The 18,046-nt window shown below is 63.9% G+C and carries 16 protein-coding genes; 6 read left to right on the forward strand and 10 right to left on the reverse strand.

The genetic code is table 11. From position 1 onward, the window contains the following. The first annotated feature begins 46 nt into the window (after positions 1-46). Positions 47-1,171, forward strand: coding sequence for a methyltransferase (locus ACIQUS_RS06690; RefSeq protein ID WP_403044479.1), 1,125 nt, complete (start codon positions 47-49; stop codon positions 1,169-1,171). A gap of 138 nt (positions 1,172-1,309) precedes the next feature. Here the strand turns inward: ACIQUS_RS06690 and ACIQUS_RS06695 are convergent, their stop codons facing one another. From ACIQUS_RS06695 to ACIQUS_RS06705, 3 genes are read right to left on the reverse strand one after another with little or no spacing between them, the layout of a single operon-like run. Beyond that, positions 1,310-1,465 carry a DUF2474 domain-containing protein gene (locus ACIQUS_RS06695; RefSeq protein ID WP_403044482.1) on the reverse strand — a complete coding sequence of 52 codons (156 nt, stop codon included), beginning with the start codon at positions 1,463-1,465 and terminating at the stop codon, positions 1,310-1,312. A gap of 11 nt (positions 1,466-1,476) precedes the next feature. After that, the gene (cydB, locus tag ACIQUS_RS06700; RefSeq protein WP_403044485.1) at positions 1,477-2,484 is read right to left on the reverse strand and encodes a cytochrome d ubiquinol oxidase subunit II; all 1,008 of its coding nucleotides are present in this window, start codon (positions 2,482-2,484) and stop codon (positions 1,477-1,479) included. A 3-nt stretch (positions 2,485-2,487) separates the two neighbouring features. After that, entirely contained in the window at positions 2,488-3,927 is a 1,440-nt protein-coding gene (locus ACIQUS_RS06705) for a cytochrome ubiquinol oxidase subunit I (protein ID WP_403044488.1), read from the reverse strand. 358 nt (positions 3,928-4,285) lie between these two features. On the opposite strand from ACIQUS_RS06705, the gene ACIQUS_RS06710 reads away from it, so the two are divergent. Next, on the forward strand, positions 4,286-5,512 hold the full coding sequence (locus ACIQUS_RS06710; protein ID WP_403044491.1) for an MFS transporter: 1,227 nt from the start codon (positions 4,286-4,288) through the stop codon (positions 5,510-5,512). A 97-nt stretch (positions 5,513-5,609) separates the two neighbouring features. On the opposite strand, the gene ACIQUS_RS06715 is transcribed toward ACIQUS_RS06710, so the two are convergent. Then, positions 5,610-6,161, reverse strand: coding sequence for a DJ-1 family glyoxalase III (locus tag ACIQUS_RS06715; protein WP_403044494.1), 552 nt, complete (start codon positions 6,159-6,161; stop codon positions 5,610-5,612). 231 nt (positions 6,162-6,392) lie between these two features. On the opposite strand from ACIQUS_RS06715, the gene ACIQUS_RS06720 reads away from it, so the two are divergent. Both ACIQUS_RS06720 and trmA read left to right on the forward strand, forming a co-directional pair. Then, positions 6,393-7,688 (forward strand): NCS2 family permease, encoded by a 1,296-nt coding sequence (locus tag ACIQUS_RS06720; protein ID WP_403044497.1) that lies wholly within the window; start codon positions 6,393-6,395, stop codon positions 7,686-7,688. Further along, entirely contained in the window at positions 7,685-8,770 is a 1,086-nt protein-coding gene (gene trmA / locus ACIQUS_RS06725) for a tRNA (uridine(54)-C5)-methyltransferase TrmA (RefSeq protein ID WP_403044500.1), read from the forward strand. Before ACIQUS_RS06720 ends, trmA begins: the two co-directional genes overlap by 4 nt. A 24-nt stretch (positions 8,771-8,794) precedes the next feature. On the opposite strand, the gene ACIQUS_RS06730 is transcribed toward trmA, so the two are convergent. After that, on the reverse strand, positions 8,795-9,979 hold the full coding sequence (locus ACIQUS_RS06730; protein WP_403044502.1) for an alkaline phosphatase family protein: 1,185 nt from the start codon (positions 9,977-9,979) through the stop codon (positions 8,795-8,797). Between the two features lie 160 nt (positions 9,980-10,139). On the opposite strand from ACIQUS_RS06730, the gene ACIQUS_RS06735 reads away from it, so the two are divergent. Next, positions 10,140-11,000, forward strand: a complete 861-nt coding sequence (locus ACIQUS_RS06735; protein WP_403044505.1) for a shikimate dehydrogenase — start codon at positions 10,140-10,142, stop codon at positions 10,998-11,000. Between the two features lie 68 nt (positions 11,001-11,068). On the opposite strand, the gene ACIQUS_RS06740 is transcribed toward ACIQUS_RS06735, so the two are convergent. Continuing rightward, on the reverse strand, positions 11,069-11,737 hold the full coding sequence (locus tag ACIQUS_RS06740) for a TetR/AcrR family transcriptional regulator (RefSeq protein WP_403044508.1): 669 nt from the start codon (positions 11,735-11,737) through the stop codon (positions 11,069-11,071). Positions 11,738-11,803: 66 nt separating this feature from the next. Next, the gene (gene quiC / locus ACIQUS_RS06745) at positions 11,804-13,714 is read right to left on the reverse strand and encodes a 3-dehydroshikimate dehydratase QuiC (protein ID WP_403044510.1); all 1,911 of its coding nucleotides are present in this window, start codon (positions 13,712-13,714) and stop codon (positions 11,804-11,806) included. Between the two features lie 300 nt (positions 13,715-14,014). Between quiC and ACIQUS_RS06750 the strand changes: the two genes are divergently transcribed. Beyond that, complete coding sequence (locus ACIQUS_RS06750; RefSeq protein ID WP_403044513.1) at positions 14,015-15,355, forward strand: MFS transporter; 1,341 nt, start codon at positions 14,015-14,017, stop codon at positions 15,353-15,355. On the opposite strand, the gene ACIQUS_RS06755 is transcribed toward ACIQUS_RS06750, so the two are convergent. The 3 genes from ACIQUS_RS06755 to ACIQUS_RS06765 form a co-directional block, all read right to left on the reverse strand. Beyond that, on the reverse strand, positions 15,352-16,230 hold the full coding sequence (locus ACIQUS_RS06755; RefSeq protein WP_403044516.1) for a DMT family transporter: 879 nt from the start codon (positions 16,228-16,230) through the stop codon (positions 15,352-15,354). The genes ACIQUS_RS06750 and ACIQUS_RS06755 overlap by 4 nt on opposite strands. A 16-nt stretch (positions 16,231-16,246) precedes the next feature. After that, a complete protein-coding gene (locus ACIQUS_RS06760; protein ID WP_403044519.1) occupies positions 16,247-17,062 on the reverse strand; it encodes a sugar phosphate isomerase/epimerase family protein in 816 nt (271 codons plus the stop codon). 167 nt (positions 17,063-17,229) lie between these two features. Beyond that, entirely contained in the window at positions 17,230-18,006 is a 777-nt protein-coding gene (locus ACIQUS_RS06765; protein WP_403044521.1) for an IclR family transcriptional regulator, read from the reverse strand. Between the last annotated feature and the right edge of the window lie 40 nt (positions 18,007-18,046).

The raw sequence follows: 18,046 nt of genomic DNA on the forward strand, positions 1-18,046 counted from the left end.
AACGCCGCCGGATGCGCGGCGTGTCCTTGCCCCAGAGCCTTACGCCATGCCCTTGCTGACCAGCCCCTTCGCCGAACTCGACCTGCTCCGCCAGCCCGAGCAAGCCAACGATCCCTTGCAAGCCTTCGATGCTGCCGACGAATACCTGCTGGAGCACCTGGCCGAACAGGCCCCGGCGCCTGCTACCCGCGTGCTGGTGCTCAACGATAGCTTTGGCGCCCTGGCGATCAGCCTGAGTGGAAAACTGGCGGTATGCAGCAGTGGCGACTCGCACCTGTCCCGCCTGGGCCTGGAGAAAAACCTGGTGCGCAACGGCCGGGCGTTCGACGCCGTGCCGTTCACACCGGCCAGCCTCGACTGGCAAGGCACCTTCGAACGGGTGCTGGTGCGCGTACCCAAGACCCTGGCCCTGCTCGAGGAACAGCTGATCCGTCTTCAGGGGCATCTGGCACCGGGTGCCCAGGTGATCGCCGGGGCGATGATCAAACACCTGCCGCGCGCGGCGGGTGACCTGCTGGAAAAATACATCGGCCCGGTGCAGGCTTCGCTGGCCCGCAAGAAAGCCCGCCTGCTGATCGCCACGGCCGAAAGCAAAGGCCCTTTCACCTCGCCGTACCCGACCCGCTACCAACTGGATGCGCCGCGCCTGGAACTGCTCAACCATGCCAATGTGTTCTGCCGCGAAGGCCTGGACATCGGCACCCGCGCATTCCTCCCCCACCTGCCCACCAGCCTGGGCTCGGCCCGGGTCGCCGACCTGGGGTGCGGCAATGGCGTGCTGGCCATCGCCAGCGCCCTGGCCAACCCGCAGGCCCACTACACCCTGGTCGACGAGTCCTATATGGCGACCCGGTCGGCGCTGGAAAACTGGCAAGCGGCGCTGGGTGAGCGTGAAGTCGATGTAAGGGCCGGTGACGGCCTGGCCGGCCAGCCTGCACAGTCGCTGGATGTGGTGCTGTGCAACCCGCCCTTCCACCAGCAACAGGTGGTGGGTGACTTCCTGGCCTGGCGCATGTTCCAGCAGGCACGCGAAGCCCTGGTGGTCGGTGGTGCACTGTACATCGTGGGCAATCGTCACCTGGGTTATCACAGCAAACTGGCGCGCCTGTTCCGAGGTGTCGAGCAAGTGGCGGCTACGCCCAAGTTCGTGGTGCTCAAGGCGCGTAAATAACGCAATGCTCTGCACGGGACCGTAGCCGCTGCCGGCAGGCTGCGGCTACAGTGCCCATCCACCCGCACAAAAAAAACCCTTCGCAGCTGGGGCTGCGAAGGGTTGAAGATCCGCCGCAAGGCGGGATGGGAAGTTGTGTCAGTGGGTGCTCAGGCCGGCAGCGCTCATGAACAGGCGCATCAACCAGGCCACTACCCCCAGGGCCACCACGCTGCCGCCCCAGATCAGGACCAACCAGCCCAGCCGTTGCCAGAGCGGTTTTTTCTCTTCATCGACGGTGTGTTTGCCTGTCATGACCGGCCCTCCTAGTGGTAGCCATCTTCATGGGTCACCTTGCCGCGGAACACGTAGTAGCTCCAGAAGGTGTAACCGAGGATGAACGGAATGATGAACAGCGTCCCGACCAGCATGAAGCCCTGGCTCTGCGGCGGCGCGGCAGCATCCCAGATCGACACCGAGGGCGGGATGATGTTCGGCCACAGGCTGATGCCCAGACCGCTATAGCCCAGGAAGATCAACACCAGGGTCAGCAGGAACGGGGTGTAGTGGGCGTTACGCGCCACCGCCCGGAGCAAGCCGTACAAGGTCACCAGCACCAGGATCGGCACCGGCAGGAACCAGAACAGGTTGGGCAGGCTGAACCAGCGCTCGGCGATATCCGGATGGGCCAGCGGCGTCCAGATACTGACAATACCGGTCACCGCCAGCAGTACCAGCGCCAGTGGACGGGCCAGGTCATGCATCTGCAATTGCAGCTTGCCTTCGGTCTTCATGATCAGCCAGGTGCAACCGAGCAAGGCGTACGCGACGATCAGGCCCAGGCCACAGAACAGGCTGAACGGCGTCAGCCAGTCCAGGGTGCCACCGACAAAGTTGCGGTCGACCACCTTGAAGCCTTCGATGAAGGCGCCCAGGGCCACGCCCTGGAAGAAGGTGGCCGCCAGCGAACCGCCGATGAATGCCTTGTCCCAGAGGTGGCGCTTGTCAGCCTTGGCCTTGAAGCGAAACTCGAAGGCCACGCCGCGGAAGATCAGGCCGATCAGCATCAGCATCAATGGCAGGTACAGCGCCGAGAGCACCACCGCATAGGCCATCGGGAAGGCACCGAACAAGGCGGCACCTCCCAGCACCAGCCAGGTTTCGTTACCGTCCCAGACCGGTGCGACGGTGTTCATCATGACATCACGGTCCTGTTCGCCTTTGACGAAGGGAAAGAGAATGCCGATCCCCAGGTCGAAACCGTCCATGACCACATACATCATGATGCCGAAGATAATGATCACGGCCCAGATCAGCGGAAGATCAATACCCATGACTCAGTTCCCCTTGCTCAGGCTGGCGTGCTCGCCGTCTTCAGGATGGTCGTCGGCAGCGGACAGCGGCCGTGCCGGGGTGCGTTTCTGCCCAGGGCCACCGGGGTTGGTTTCCTCACCTTCGCCGGTCTTCGGCCCTTTGCGCACCAGGCGCATCATGTAGCCGATACCCGCACCGAACAGGGCGAAATAGACCACCACGAACATCACCAGGGTCACCCCCAGCTGGGTATAGCTATGGTTGGAGACACCGTCGGCGGTGCGCATCAGGCCATAGACCACCCAAGGCTGACGGCCGACTTCCGTGGTGAACCAGCCGGCCAGGATCGCGATCAAGCCGGAGGGCCCCATCCACAGGGTCAGGTACAGGAACGGACGCGAGCTGTAGAGTTTGTCGCGCTTGCGCAGCCACAGGCTCCAGAGGCCGACCAGGATCATCAGCATGCCCAGGCCAACCATGATGCGGAACGACCAGAACACCACGGTGGAGTTGGGCCGGTCTTCTTTCGGGAACTCCTTCATCGCCGGGACTTGCTTGTCCAGGCTGTGGGTCAGGATGATGCTGCCCAGGGCCGGAATCTCCACTTTGAAGTGGGTGGTCTCGGCCTTCATGTCGGGGATACCGAAGAGGATCAGCGGCGTCGGCTCGTCCCCGACGTTTTCCCAGTGGCCTTCGATCGCAGCGATTTTGACCGGCTGATGCTTGAGGGTGTTCAGGCCATGGAAGTCGCCGATCACGGCCTGGATCGGGGCGACGATCAGGGCCATCCACATGGCCATCGAGAGCATCTTGCGGATCGCCGGGTTGTCACGCCCGCGCAGCAGGTGCCAGGCCGCCGAGGCACCAACGAAGAACGCCGTGGCGACGAATGCGGCCGTGGCCATGTGCGCCAGGCGGTAAGGGAAGGACGGGTTGAAGATCACGGCGAACCAGTCCACCGGAACCACGACGCCATTGACGATTTCGTAGCCCTGCGGGGTCTGCATCCAGCTGTTCGAGGCCAGGATCCAGAAGGTCGAAATGATCGTGCCGATGGCCACCATGACCGTGGCGAAGAAGTGCAGGCCGCGGCCGACACGGTTCCAGCCAAAGAGCATGACACCCAGGAAACCGGCCTCCAGGAAGAAGGCAGTGAGTACTTCATAGGTCAGCAACGGCCCGGTGATGGAGCCTGCGAAGTCGGAGAACCGACTCCAGTTGGTGCCGAACTGATAGGCCATGACCAGGCCGGAAACCACGCCCATGCCGAAGTTGACGGCAAAGATTTTCGACCAGAAATGGTAAAGGTCACGGTAGACACTGTTGTTGGTCTTGAGCCACAGCCCTTCGAGCACCGCCAGGTAACTCGCGAGGCCAATGGTGATGGCCGGGAACAGGATGTGAAAGGACACGGTAAATGCGAACTGAATTCGGGCGAGATCAAGTGCCTCTAATCCGAACATAGTGCTTCCTCTGTCAGGTAATCCGGCGTCAGGCGGTGAGCCTTGGCGCCAACTGCCCCCACGGTAGGCGAGTGTGGCTGGTTGGAATTGTTCTAAAAACGTCACAACGCAGGGAATTCGGCCGTATGGCCCTACCGTTGCAAATGAAACTATTGATCCAGATCAACGGTTGCCTGAAAGGATAGTCCTGAAAGGCCCGCGCAGTTGTGTGGTTGATTGCCGCAGATCAGTTGTCGTTGGTTTTGTGTGCCCCAAAACAGTGCATAAAGCCAGCAGTGCCCGAACACTCCGCAACCTGTTGTTACAAACTGATGGTAATCTGCACCGCCGTTCACCCCGCCGAGGCTCTGTTTCGCCGATGCCAGACCATCTGCTGTTGTTGCGTCACCACCGTCCTTTCCTCGCCTTCTGGCTGGCGCGGGTGTGTACCGCCAGCGGCTTCCAGATGCTCACCGTGGCCATCGGCTGGCACCTGTATCAGCTAACCGGCAACGTCCTTGACCTTGGCCTGGTCGGCCTGGTGGAGTTCGCCCCGCGGGTGCTGTTCATGCTGCACACAGGTCACGTCGCCGATCGCTTCGACCGGCGCCGTGTCGCCGCCCTGTGCCAGAGCGCCCAGGCCCTGATCGCCGTGGCCCTGGTGGTCGGCAGCAGCACCGACAACGTCTCTCGCGAGCTGATCTTCGTCCTGGCCTTCCTGCTCGGCAGCGCCCGCTCCTTCGAGATGCCCGCCACCCAGGCGCTGTTGCCCAACGTGGTGCCTTCGGGCCTGTTTCCCCGCGCCGTGGCCGCTTCGGCCTCGGCGATGCAGGCGGCGACCATCGTCGCCCCGGCCGTGGGCGGCTTTCTCTATGCCTTTGGCAGTGTCTGGGTGTACGGCCCGACCGTGCTGCTGTACGTCTGCGCCTGCCTGCTGACCCTCAGCCTCAGCGTCCGCGCGCAGCAGCCACAGCAGGGCCGCGCCAGCCTGGAGTCGCTGCTGGCCGGGATCCGCTTCATCCGCAGCCGTCCGGACATCCTCGGCGCGATTTCCCTGGACCTGTTCGCGGTGCTGTTGGGGGGTGCCACGGCGCTGCTGCCGGTGTTCGCCAAGGACATCCTGCTCACCGGGCCCTGGGGCCTGGGCCTGCTGCGCTCGGCACCGGCGGTGGGCGCCTTGCTGATGTCGGTGTGGTTGGCGCGCTTCCCGGTGGAACGCAAGGTGGGCCGAGTGATGTTCACCGCCGTGGGCATCTTCGGCGTGGCGACCATCGCCTTTGGCCTGTCGACCTCGTTCTGGTTCTCCCTGGCGGTGCTGGCGGTGCTCGGGGCGGCCGACATGATCAGCATGGTGATACGCGGCGCCTTCGTGCAGCTGGAAACACCGGATGAAATGCGCGGTCGGGTCAGCGCGGTGAACGGGCTGTTCATCGGTGCCTCCAACCAGCTCGGCGAATTCGAGTCGGGACTGACCGCGCACTGGTTCGGCACAGTGCCGGCGGTGGTGCTGGGCGGGGTGGGTACGTTGGTGGTGACCGGGGTGTGGATCAAGCTGTTCCCGACCCTGGCGGCGCGGGATCATATGCACAGCAAGCCCCGGGACTGACCTTCAGGACCTCATCGCTGGCGATGCCAGCTCCCACAGTTTTCATATGGCATGTAGGGTGTGGGAGCCGGCGTAGCCGGCGATGAGGCCAGCCCGGTCAAACCCGCAACGGCCCCGCCACCTGCGCCCTGACCGTCTTGCCGGCCAGGTGCTCCACCAGTGTCAGGGCGAACGCCAGTGCCGCCCCCGAGCCTTGGGCCGTGATGCAATTACCATCCACCACCACCGGCTGGTCGACAAAATTGCACCCGGACAATTGCTGGCTGACATCCGGATGACAGGTCATGCGCCGCTGGCGCAATACGCCAAAGGCCTGCAAGGCCAATGCCGGCGCCTCGGCAATTCCCGCAAACAGTTTCCCGGCCTTGGCCTGCTCGACCACCCGCTGCTGCAAGGGCTGGTGCGCGGCCATGTGCTTGGCGCCTATTTCACCGCCAGGCAACACAATCAGGTCGAACGGCTGGGCCAGGATATCCACCAGCATGCCATCGGCGGTCAAGCGCGTGCCCCGGGCGCAGGTGAGCATCCGTCGCCCTTCGATGCTGCCCACCACCACCTCTACCTTGGCGCGGCGCAACACGTCGATCAGGGTCACGCATTGCAGGTCGTCAACGCCTTCGGCAACTACGATCAGGGCTCTATGACTCATGGGCGTTCTCCTGTGTCTGTCTTTCAAGCGTAGTTGATCGGGAAAAACGCCCTGAAACTGCACACATCTCCAGTGTTTAGAGACATTGATTACCCCTTGGCGAGCATGCTGGTATGATGCGCGGCTTTTTTCCGACCCAATTCAACTTGCACACGCCCGCCGGTACGGTCTGTGCTTTGCTGAGGGGGGTCGATACATTCACGGCGCCGGGGCGCGCCACGGGGAGCAGGCATGCTGGAAAGGCTGTTTCAACTAAAAGCACACGACACCAATGTGCGCACCGAGATTCTTGCGGGCGTCACCACCTTCCTGGCCATGGCCTACATTCTGTTCGTCAACCCGAGCATCCTCGGCGAGACCGGCATGGACAAAGGTGCGCTGTTCGTCGCCACCTGCCTGGCAGCGGCCATCGGTTCGACCACCATGGGCCTGATCGCCAACTACCCGATCGCCCTGGCACCGGGCATGGGCCTGAACGCCTTCTTCACCTATACCGTGGTCCTGCACATGGGCCACACCTGGCAGGTGGCCCTGGGCGCGGTGTTCATCTCGGCGGTGTGCTTCTTCCTGCTGTCGATCTTTCGCATCCGGGAATGGATCGTCAACAGCATCCCGCTGCCGCTGCGCTCGGCGATTGCCGCCGGTATCGGCCTGTTCCTGGCGCTGATCGCCCTGCACAATGCCGGCATCGTCGTCGATAACAAGGCAACCCTGGTGGGTCTGGGCGACCTCAAGCAACCGGCACCGATCCTCGCCACCCTGGGCTTCTTCCTGATCGTCGCCTTGGAGGCCCTGAAGGTCCGTGGCGCCGTGCTGATCGGCATCCTGACCGTCACCATCGCCTCGATCGCCCTGGGCGTCACGCCGTTCGGCGGCGTGGTGTCGATGCCACCGTCCCTGGCCCCGACCTTCCTGCAGCTGGACATCAAGGGCGCCCTGGATATCGGCCTGGTCAGCGTGATCTTCGCCTTCCTGTTCGTCGACCTGTTCGACAACTCCGGCACCCTGATCGGCGTAGCCAAGCGCGCCGGCCTGATGCGCAAGGATGGCCACATGCCGAAGATGGGCCGGGCCCTGATCGCCGACAGTACCGCAGCCATGGCCGGTTCCCTGCTGGGCACATCGACCACGACCAGCTACATCGAATCCGCCGCCGGCGTCAGTGCCGGTGGCCGCACCGGCTTGACCGCCATCGTGGTCGCCATCCTGTTCCTGCTGGCGCTGTTCTTCGCACCCTTGGCCGGTAGCGTACCGGCATTCGCCACGGCGCCTGCACTGCTGTTCGTCGCCGTGCTGATGGCCTCGGGCCTGGCGGAAATAAACTGGGACGACGTCACCGAAGCCGCCCCCGTGGTGATCACTGCCCTGGCCATGCCACTGACTTACTCGATTGCCAACGGCATCGCCTTCGGCTTCATTTCCTGGACCGCGATCAAACTGATCTCCGGCCGTGGCCGTGACCTCAACTCGGCCCTGGTGATCCTCTCGATCCTGTTCGTCATCAAGCTGGGCTGGTTCAACGCATGAGTGCTGTCTTCGATCCTTCGTCCTACACCCAGCAGCTCGACGCCAAGGCCGCGCGCCTGCGCGAGCTGCTGGCGCCTTTCGATGCGCCTGAGCCGGCGCTGTTCGACTCGCCGCGCGAGCACTATCGCCTGCGCGCCGAGTTCCGCCTGTGGCGCGAGAACGAGCAGCGCTTCTATGCGATGTTCGCCCCCGGCGAGAAGTACACGCCGATCCTGATCGAAGACTTCCCCATCGCCAGCCTGCGCATCAACGAACTGATGCCGCGCCTCAAGGCCGCCTGGCAGGCCAGTTCGGCGCTGAGCTTCAAACTGTTCCAGGTGGAGTTCCTGACCACCCTGGCGGGCGATGCGATGATCACCCTGTGCTATCACCGTCCGCTGGACGAGCACTGGGAAGCGGCCGCACAGCAACTGGCCAGCGACCTGGGGGTGAGCGTCATTGGTCGCTCCAAGGGCAAGCGCGTGGTGATCGGCCGCGATTATGCCGTCGAAGAACTGCAAGTGGCCGGCCGCACCTTCCGCTATCGCCAACCCGAAGGGGCCTTCACCCAGCCCAACGGTACGGTGAACCAGAAGATGCTCAACTGGGCCTATGAGGCGCTGGGCGAACGTCAGGACGACCTGCTGGAGCTGTACTGTGGCAACGGCAACTTCACCCTGCCGTTGGCCACCCGGGTGCGCCAGGTGCTGGCCACCGAGATCAGCAAGACCTCGGTCAATGCCGCGCTGCACAACCTGGCCGACAACGGCGTGGACAACGTGCGCCTGGTGCGCCTGTCGGCCGAAGAGCTGACCGAGGCGCTCAATGAGGTGCGGCCGTTCCGCCGCCTGGAAGGCATCGACCTCAAGAGCTACCAGTTCGGCAGCGTCTTCGTCGACCCGCCACGTGCCGGCATGGACCCGGACACCTGCGAGCTGACCCGGCGATTCGACAACATCCTGTACATCTCCTGCAATCCGGAAACCCTGGCGGCGAACATCGGCCAGTTGCACGACACGCACCGTATCGAGCGCTGTGCGTTGTTCGACCAGTTCCCGTATACGCACCACATGGAGAGTGGGGTGTTGCTGGTTCGGCGGTAATCGCATCGCGGGGCAAGCCCGCTCCTACACCCCGTAGGAGCGGGCTTGCCCCGCGATCATCAACAACGGCACCAACTGATCCTCATCGGTCAACGCTCCGTGGTGCCCACGCCACTGGCTGGCGTGCTTCTCCACCTCGCTGCGAATGATCCCGCCGGCACCGGTCGGCACCACGATCAGGTCACCGATCCGCGCCTCGGCCTGGCTCAACAACACATCACCAAACAACCCGGCAGCTATGGCCTGGGCCTTGGACAGCACCCGGTAATCATCACCCAGCCGGTTCTGCCAACGCTCATGCACCCGGTCCTGTTGTGTCGGCACATACAGGTAGCGCGCACGGATATCGCCAGCGATGGCGCGCACTCCCTCCTGCAAGACCGGATCAAGATCGAAATCACGCACCCGGGAGCTGTCCAGCGCCAGCATGCCGTGGTCGGCAATCACCATCAGTTGCACCTGCTCCGGTAGCTGGCGGGCAATGCTCAACGCCAGTTGGTCGGCGATTTCCAGTTGCTTGAGCCAACCTTCCGAGCCTGGCCCGAACAGGTGCCCGGCAAAATCCAGGTCGCCGAAATAGGCAAAACACAACGCTGGCGCCGAGGTGGCAAGCGCTGCGTTGATCAATTCGGGGTAGGCGTCATAGGCCGGTGCCGGGAGTATCCGCCCGGCCTTGTAGATCGCCTGGCTGAACGCGGAACCGGCGTAGCGACCGAGCATTACCGTGCTGATGGCAATCCCCTGTTCGCAGGCCTGGCTCCAGGCATCGGGGGGCACGATGAACGACCCGGGCGTCGGTGCGGCGACGGGTTCTACATCGGCCTGCAGTGCGGCGGTGGTCCAGGACAGCGGCGACAGCTCACTGTGCGCATCCAGGGCAAAGCTGCAACCGACGATGCCATGGGCGCCACTGCCCAGGCCGGAGGCCACGGACGCCAGGCTGGTGGCGGTGGTCGCCGGGAAGCCCACGCGAAAGTGGGAGTCCGGCTGCACCAACGAAGCCAGGAACGGCGCGTGCCGGGCATGCTCCTGCAACAGGTTCCAGCCCAGCCCATCGATCAACAGCAGGCAGGTGGCCTGCGAGCGGTCGAGCCGGAAACTGTTGCGAAAACCCTGGCCCCCCAGGGCGGCGAGGATCGACTGGGTGAGGTTGGCCAGGCCAGGCCAGGTTTCCCCCATCAGCTGCGAATCGTTGAACGGCAATGCCATGTCTTGCTCCGTGATCAGGTGCCGATCAACAGGTGTAGCACAGGGTGTGCGATCAGCGCACAGAAAAGCACCCGGGGCGGTCCCCACCGATTGACCAAATTAACCAAACGGTACATTTTCAACGGATGCTTCCTTTCAAGAACAACACTGGAGTTATCCGATGAATCCGGCCCCCTCCCCCGGCATCCTCGCCGGCCTGATCGGCGCAGGCATCCAGGCCTCGCGCACCCCGGCGCTGCACGAACATGAAGGTCGTGCCCAGGGCCTGACCTACCTGTACCGGCTGATCGACCTGGACCAGCTCAAGCTCGACAGCAGTGCCTTGGAGCAATTGCTGACCGCCGCCGAGACCATGGGCTACACCGGCCTGAACATCACCTTCCCGTGCAAACAGGCGATCCTGCCGCTGCTCGACGAGCTCTCGGACGAAGCCCGGGGCATTGGTGCGGTCAATACCGTGGTGCTCAAGGACGGCAAGCGCATCGGCCACAACACCGACTGCCTGGGCTTTGCCGAAGGTTTTCGCCGGGGCCTGGCCGACGCGCCGCGCAACCAGGTGGTGCAAATGGGCGCAGGCGGTGCCGGAGCGGCGGTGGCCCACGCGCTGCTGGCCGAAGGGGTCGGGCAACTGACGGTATTCGATGTCGAGCCGGCCCGTGCCCAGGCGTTGGTGGATAACCTCAACGCACACTTCGACGGCACCCGTGCCCGCGTCGGGCATGCGCTGGAAAGCGCCCTGGCGAGCGCCGACGGGCTGGTGAACACCACGCCCATGGGCATGGCCAAACTGCCGGGAATGCCGGTGCCCAAGGGCTTGCTGCGGGCACAGATGTGGGTAGCGGAGATCGTCTATTTTCCGCTGGAAACCGAGCTGTTGCGTGAGGCGCGGGCACTGGGCTGTCGTACCCTGGACGGGTCGAACATGGCGGTGTTCCAGGCGGTGAAGGCGTTTGAACTGTTCAGCGGGCACGAAGCGGATGCTGCGCGGATGCTGGCGCATTTCGGCCGTATGGGGGCCTGAAAAGCATCGCGGGGCAAGCCCGCTCCTACAAACACGTAGGAGCGGGCTTGCCCCGCGATGGCAATCAATCAGGCCTGCAGGTAACGCAACACCGACTCGCAGATCATCTCGCGATGACGCGCCTTGATCGCCTTGTCCTCGAACTCCACCTGGAAGATCTCGCCAAAGGTGTGCCGGTTCGAGACCCGGTAGAAACAGAACGAACTGATCAACAGGTGCACATCCAGCGCCTCCAGCCCCTGGCGGAACACACCCTCGTCGGCCCCGCGCTTGAGCAATTCATCCAGCGCCATCAACACGGTCTTGTTCATCGAGCGGATGGCCGAGGAGCGCTTCACATACTCGCCATGGTGCATGTTCTCGTTGCAGACGATGCGCACGAAATCGACATTGCGGTCATGGTGGTCGAAGGTGAACTCCACCAGCCGGCGTATGCCCTGGCGTGGTTCGAGCTCGGCCAGGTGCAGGCTGCTTTCGGTGCTGCGGATATCACCGTAGAGCTTCTCCAGCACCTCTACATACAACTGCTCCTTGCTGTTGAAGTAGTAGTAGATCATGCGCTTGGAGGTATGGGTGCGCTCGGCGATGGCATCGACCCGGGCACCGGCCAGGCCCTGCTGGACGAACTCGCTGATCGCCGCCTGGAGGATGTTCTCGCGGGTCTTTTCCGGGTTGTTCTTGCGGCCCTTGCGCACTGCCGGTTCGGGCACTGCGCCAAGTGCTGGGGTAGTCGTCATACGGGACTCTTGGCCAACGGTTAACCCGGTGATTATGAGCCCCGGGACATGAGGAAGAAAGCCTGCCTACAAACGCGCCTGCGCCGGCGCCCCGCCCCGCGCCTTGGCCATGGCGGCCAGGCGCACGGCCACGTTGGCCGCGCCATAACCGCTGTAGCCATTGCGCCGCTGGATGATCTCGAAGAAGAAGCGCTCCTCGAACGGCTCGGTGTACACGTGGAACAGCTCGCCGCCCTGGGCGTCGCGGTCGTAGAGCACGTTGTAGTAGGCCAGTTCGCTCAGGAACTCGTCGTTGAAATCGAAGCGTGCCGCCAGGTCGTCGTAGTAGTTCAGCGGAATGTCCAGCAAGGCCACGCCGGACTCCTTGGCCTGCTTGACGGCGGCGAAGATGTCGGCGCAATCGAAGGCGATGTGGTGCACACCCGAGCCACGGTAATGCGACAGCGCATGGGCAATGGCGGTGTTGCGGTTTTCCGAGATGTTCAGCGGCAGGCGGATCGAGCTGCAACGGCTGCGCAGCGCCCGGCTCTTGACCAGGCCATAGGGGTCGGGCAGCACCACTTCGTCGTCGGCGGTGAAATCCAGCACGCTCTTGTAGAACAGCGCCCAGCTGTCCAGGCCGTCGGCCGGCAAGGCCAGGGCCATGTGATCGATGCGCGTGAGCCCCAGGCTGTTGCCTGGCGCCTGCTGCAGGCTGAAATCGGTGTCGTAGATGGTCCGGCCTTCGGCGTCCTGGTCGACCAGGTAGATCAGGCTGCCGTCCGGTGCGCGCACCGCCGCCAGTTCACGTTCGTTGGGCCCGACCAGGCCGCGATAGGGTTGCCCCTGGTAGGCCACCGCACGGGCCAGGGCCTGGGCGCTGTCCTTGACCCGGATAGCCGTGGCGCACAGCGAAGGGCCATGACTCTCGAAGAAGTTGTGGGCAAAGGAATAAGGTTCGGCATTGAGGATCAGGTTGATGTCGCCCTGGCGCAGCAAGCTGACGTTCTTCGACCGGTGTGTGCCGGCACGGGTGAAGCCCAGGCGCTCCAGCCAGTTGCCCAGCTTGGCCCCCAGGGCGTCGTCTACGGCGAATTCGAGAAACTCGATGCCGTCATAGGCACTGGCCGCCGGTGGCGCGAACAGCAGTTCGTCCTGCGCCAGCGACACATGCTGCTGTTCGAGTCGCTGGCGGGTCTTCTCCTCCAGGTACAGCAGCGAACGCAGGCCGTCGGCGGCATTGGCCCGGGGCGGTGCAGCGCGGAAACCGTCGTTGAAGATCTCCAGCGACAAGGGCCCGTCATAGCCGCTGGCCAGGATCGGCGCAAGGAAGCCCGCCAGGTCGAATTCGCCCTGCCCCGGGAAGCAGCGAAAATGTCGGCTCCACTCCAGTACATCCATGGCCAGCAGCGGCGCGTCGGCCATCTGCACGAAGAAGATCTTGTCGCCAGGGACCTGGGCGATGCCCCGTGGGTCGCCCTTGAGCGACAAGGTGTGGAAGCTGTCGAGGATCATCCCGAGGCTGCGGTGGTCGGCGGCCTGGACGATGTCCCAGACCTGCTCCCAGGTGTTCACATGCCGGCCCCAGGCCAGGGCCTCGTAACCGATGCGCAGGTCGCGGGCGCCGGCGCGCTCGGCCAGCAGGCGCAGGTCGTCGACCAGCACCTGGCGCTCGCCAATGGCATCGGCGGCGACGTTGCTGCACACCAGCACCAGATCGGTGCCCAGCTCCTGCATCAGGTCGAACTTGCGCTCGGCGCGGTCGAGGTTGCGCGCCAGGCGATCCCGGCGGCAGCCCTCGAAGTCGCGAAACGGCTGGAACAGGGTAATTGCCAGGCCCAGGTCGGCGCAGCGCTGGCGGATTTCCCGCGGGCTGCCGGCGTAATAGAGCAAGTCATTCTCGAAGATCTCGACACCCTCGAAGCCGGCCGCGGCAATGGCTTCGAGTTTTTCAGGCAAGGTACCGCTCAAGGACACGGTGGCAATCGAACGCTGCATTTTTCTGGCTCCGATGGGCAGGCAAAACCCGGATGCTGTGATTATTGGCGGCGAACAAAATTTGCTCAATTGAAAAGGTACTAACTGGTTAGTTTTGTGTTCGATTATCGCCCATAATAGCGCTTAACGAATTGACCCTTTTTTGACCACAGGCGCACCATTTCGACACCGGGCAGTGTTGCTCGAACGGCCAAAAGCCCATCGACCCCTGCCATTGACACGACAGCCGACCACCCCGGCGTCCTGAGCGTTGCGTGACCCAAGGCTCGACCCATAAACATAAAAACGGGTACCCCTCCCATGATCCATTCGCACAGCACCCGCATGGCCCAGCCGCTGGCCAACACCCCGCACGCCGGCATAGGCGACAAAATCCGTGGCGCCATGGCTGTCGGCAAGACCCGTTGGGTCATGCTGGCCCTGGTGTTCTTCGCCACCACCCTCAACTACATCGACCGCGCCGCCCTGGGCGTCATGCAGCCGATCCTGGCCAAGGAAATGAGCTGGACGGCGATGGATTACGCCAACATCAACTTCTGGTTCCAGGTCGGCTATGCCATCGGCTTCGTCCTGCAGGGCCGGTTGATCGACCGGATCGGCGTCAAGCGCGTGTTCTTCTGCGCCGTGCTGCTCTGGAGCCTGGCCACCGGCGCCCATGGCCTGGCCACCTCGGCGGTGGGCTTCATGGTCTGTCGCTTCATTCTTGGCCTGACCGAAGCGGCCAACTACCCGGCCTGCGTCAAGACCACCCGCCTGTGGTTCCCGGCCGGCGAGCGGGCGGTGGCCACTGGCATCTTCAATGCCGGGACCAACGTCGGTGCCATGTTCACGCCCATGTTGCTGCCACTGGTGCTCACCATCTGGGGCTGGCAGGCCGCGTTCCTGGGCATGGCCGCGCTGGGCCTGGTGTGGGTGGTGTTCTGGGGCTTGAAGTATTTCAACCCGGAGAACCATCCGACCGTCAGCAAGGAAGAACTGGCCTACGTGCAGAGCGAAGTGGAACCGGAACAGACCCGCGTGCCGTTCTCGCGGATCCTGCGCATGCGCGGCACCTGGGCCTTCGCCCTGGCCTACTCGATCACCGCGCCGGTGTTCTGGTTCTACCTGTACTGGTTGCCACCGTTCCTCAACCAGCAATACAGCCTGGGCATCAGCGTGACCCAGATGGGCATTCCGCTGATCGTCATCTACGTCTGTGCCGACTTCGGCAGCGTCGGGGGCGGGATTCTCTCGTCGTTCCTGATCGGCCGCGGCATGGCCCCGGTCAAGGCGCGCCTGCTGTCAATGCTGCTGTTCGCCTCGACCATCATCAGCGTGATCTTCGCCGCCGGCGCCAGCAGCCTGTGGGTCGCGGTACTGGCCATCTCCCTGGCGATCGCCGCGCACCAGGCCTGGACCGCCAACATCTGGAGCCTGGTGATGGACTACACGCCCAAGCACATGATGAGCACGGTGTTCGGTTTCGGCGGCATGTGCGCAGCCATCGGCGGGATGTTCATGACCCAGTTGGTGGGCTACATCCTGACCACCACCCACAACAACTACACCCTGCTGTTCACCATGATCCCGGCCATGTACTTCATCGCCCTGGTGTGGATGTACCTGATGGCCCCGCGCAAGGTGCCTGAAGTCAAAGCCTAGGGCTTGCGCTGCAACCAGGCAGCGCCCAGCCCGCTGAGGCAGATCAGCGCAATACCGACCAGCCCGGCCATGTCCGGGCTGTGTCCGAACAGCACCAGCCCGAGTATCCCGGCAAACACGATCTGACAATAACTGAACGGCGCCAGCATGGCCGGCGGGGCATGGCGGAACGCCTGGGTCAGGAACAGGTGCGCAGTCATCCCGCAGGTGCCCAGCGCCACTGCCATCAGGCCGTGCACCAGGCTCGGGGTCTGCCAGAACATCGGCACGATGGCGCTCATCACCAGCGTATTGAGCAGACCGGTGAAGAAGTTACTGGTGGTCGGGCTGTCGGTGCCGCTGAGCTTGCGGGTGAGCAACTGGTAGAAGCAGAAACACAGCGCCGAGCCGAAGGGCAACAACACCGCCGGTTTGAACAGCGCGCCCCCGGGATGGATGATCACCGTCACCCCGACGAAACTCACCAACACCGCCACCCACTGGCCACGGGTCACCTTCTCGCCCAGCAGCGGCAGCGACAGCGCCGTCACCAGCAAAGGTGCGAGGAAGTTGACCGCCGTCGCTTCGGCGAGCGGAATGTACTGCAAGGCCGTGGTGAACAGCAGGCTGGTACCCAGCAGGCACAGCGCGCGCAATGCCTGCAGGCCGGGCCGACGGGTACGCAACACGCGCAGGCCCGATTGCGGCAGGAAGATCGCCATCATCAGCAGGGTATGCACCAGGTAGCGGGCCCAGACCACCCAGAGAATCGGATAGAAACCGGCCAGGTACTTGGACAGGGCATCGTGGCTGGCGAACAGGAAAGTCGCCAGCACCACCAGCAGAATGCCCCGCAGTGGCTGGCTGGACTGGGTAAGCGCTGTGGGACGGGGCATGCAATCGGCTCGCGAGTTAGTGCTGCATCAGCAGCTGACGGGTCTTTTCAAGGGCCATCCGGGCCCGCTGCAGGGCGCTGACACCCTGTTCATACAAGTGTCGCGTGGGGATTTCCAGGCTCAGGGGGATCGACGCCGGCAGGCTGCCCAGCAGCCCCGCCAGGTCGCAATCGCCGTCACCGGGAAAACGCCGCTCGTTACGTGCCTGACGCAAGATCTCGGCCATGTCGTCGGGCCGTGGTCCTGCCACATCGCACAGCTGAGCATATCGCAGGCGTGAAGGGGCGACCCGGCGCAGTTGCTCCAGTGACGACGCCGATCGGTCGAAATGGAAGGCATCGACCAGAACGCACCCGTTGTCACGCCCGGCCGCCTCGACGATACGCAGGGCCTGGTCAAGGTTCCTGGCGTCGGTCCAGGGCATGAACTCCAGGTGCGGATGCAGGCCGTATTGCCCGGCCAGATCGCACAGGGCGGCGAAGTTTTCCGTCAGGCGTTGCTCGTCGTGGTCGTTGCCGGCCACCAGCAGTTCACTTGCGCCGAACCCGGCGCCCACGGCCAGCAGCGCCTCGAAGTCGGCGACGCGGGTTTCGGCCTTCAGCCGCAGGATTTCCACATCCAGCACCCGGATCCCGGTGTCGCGCAGGCGGGCGGCGGTACGACGGCGCAGGTCGGCATCGGTCACCAGGGGAAAGTGATGCTCCTCGGGCGTGGCCGGTTCCAGGCGCAGGCCGACATGGCTGTAGCCGGCGCGAGCGGCGACTTCGACCATGTCTTCGGGGGAGAGCTCGAGGACGGTCAAGGCGGCCAGGGACAAGACAGGTTGACTCATGGGGACGATCTCAGCTTGTTTTGTAATATTTAGAACTTAGTTCCAATTTCAATGCAAGCTAAAAAAAAGCCCTGAACAGGCGACGGTGTTGTACCCATCGCCGGCTACGCCAGCTCCCACAGCGGGAGCAACTGTCTGTGTGGGAGCCGGCAGAGCCGGCGATGGGTTCAGGCAAACAGTTCAGAGGCCGGGCTCGCCGCCGACAACTCCGCCGCGGCCGCCAGCAGCACCGGCGCCAACTCGTGCATGCGCGCTTCGCTCATCCGCGCGCTGGGTCCGGCCACGCTGAGTACCGCGACCGCATGCCCGTCCAGCGGATGACGGACCACCGCCGCCAGTGCCGAGGTGCCCACCGCCGAGCTTTCCACCACCCAGGCGTAACCATGTTCCCGGGCCAGGCGCAGGCGTTCGAGCAATTCGGCATTGGAGGCCGGGGCGTTGGGCCCGAAGTCTTCCCGCCGGGCGATGCCCTGGCGTTCCACCAGCACCAGGGCCTGGGCATCGCTCAGGCTCGACAGCCAGGCATGCCCGGAAGCGGTATAGAACAGCGGTGCATCGCGGCCCATGTCCGGGTCGTAGCGCAGCCCCGAACGGGCGCCCTGAGCCTTGGCGATCCAGGTCTGGCGGTCACCCTCGATCACCCCCAGGCGCACCAGTTCGCCGGTTTGCCGAGCCAGTTGATCAAGGATCGGCTGGACGATGTCGGCGCCACTGCTGGCCAGGTAGCGAAAGCCCATGGCCACCAGACGGGTGCTCAAGTGATAGCGGCTGCTTTCCGGGTTCTGCCGCACATACCCCAGGCGCATCAGCTCGGCGAGCATGCGATGGGTCGCGCTCTTGGGGATCTGGAGCTCTTCGGCCAGGGTTTGCAGGGCAACGCCCCGGGGCTCGCTGGTGAGGCGTTCAACGAGGCTGAACGCACGTTCTATCTGACTGCCGGCCATGGTCACGGTCCCTGAAAATTTTGCCGATTCTAAAGAGCCA

This window comes from Pseudomonas sp. NPDC090755 (genome assembly GCF_044769005.1).
Classification (GTDB): domain Bacteria; phylum Pseudomonadota; class Gammaproteobacteria; order Pseudomonadales; family Pseudomonadaceae; genus Aquipseudomonas.

Bases quoted from the DNA above. Each gene is read 5' to 3' on its own strand.
- ACIQUS_RS06690 (WP_403044479.1), top strand. From the start codon at position 47: ATGCCCTTGCTGACCAGCCCCTTCGCCGAACTCGACCTGCTCCGCCAG.
- ACIQUS_RS06695 (WP_403044482.1), bottom strand. From the start codon at position 1,465: ATGACAGGCAAACACACCGTCGATGAAGAGAAAAAACCGCTCTGGCAA.
- cydB (WP_403044485.1), bottom strand. From the start codon at position 2,484: ATGGGTATTGATCTTCCGCTGATCTGGGCCGTGATCATTATCTTCGGC.
- ACIQUS_RS06705 (WP_403044488.1), bottom strand. From the start codon at position 3,927: ATGTTCGGATTAGAGGCACTTGATCTCGCCCGAATTCAGTTCGCATTT.
- ACIQUS_RS06710 (WP_403044491.1), top strand. From the start codon at position 4,286: ATGCCAGACCATCTGCTGTTGTTGCGTCACCACCGTCCTTTCCTCGCC.
- ACIQUS_RS06715 (WP_403044494.1), bottom strand. From the start codon at position 6,161: ATGAGTCATAGAGCCCTGATCGTAGTTGCCGAAGGCGTTGACGACCTG.
- ACIQUS_RS06720 (WP_403044497.1), top strand. From the start codon at position 6,393: ATGCTGGAAAGGCTGTTTCAACTAAAAGCACACGACACCAATGTGCGC.
- trmA (WP_403044500.1), top strand. From the start codon at position 7,685: ATGAGTGCTGTCTTCGATCCTTCGTCCTACACCCAGCAGCTCGACGCC.
- ACIQUS_RS06730 (WP_403044502.1), bottom strand. From the start codon at position 9,979: ATGGCATTGCCGTTCAACGATTCGCAGCTGATGGGGGAAACCTGGCCT.
- ACIQUS_RS06735 (WP_403044505.1), top strand. From the start codon at position 10,140: ATGAATCCGGCCCCCTCCCCCGGCATCCTCGCCGGCCTGATCGGCGCA.
- ACIQUS_RS06740 (WP_403044508.1), bottom strand. From the start codon at position 11,737: ATGACGACTACCCCAGCACTTGGCGCAGTGCCCGAACCGGCAGTGCGC.
- quiC (WP_403044510.1), bottom strand. From the start codon at position 13,714: ATGCAGCGTTCGATTGCCACCGTGTCCTTGAGCGGTACCTTGCCTGAA.
- ACIQUS_RS06750 (WP_403044513.1), top strand. From the start codon at position 14,015: ATGATCCATTCGCACAGCACCCGCATGGCCCAGCCGCTGGCCAACACC.
- ACIQUS_RS06755 (WP_403044516.1), bottom strand. From the start codon at position 16,230: ATGCCCCGTCCCACAGCGCTTACCCAGTCCAGCCAGCCACTGCGGGGC.
- ACIQUS_RS06760 (WP_403044519.1), bottom strand. From the start codon at position 17,062: ATGAGTCAACCTGTCTTGTCCCTGGCCGCCTTGACCGTCCTCGAGCTC.
- ACIQUS_RS06765 (WP_403044521.1), bottom strand. From the start codon at position 18,006: ATGGCCGGCAGTCAGATAGAACGTGCGTTCAGCCTCGTTGAACGCCTC.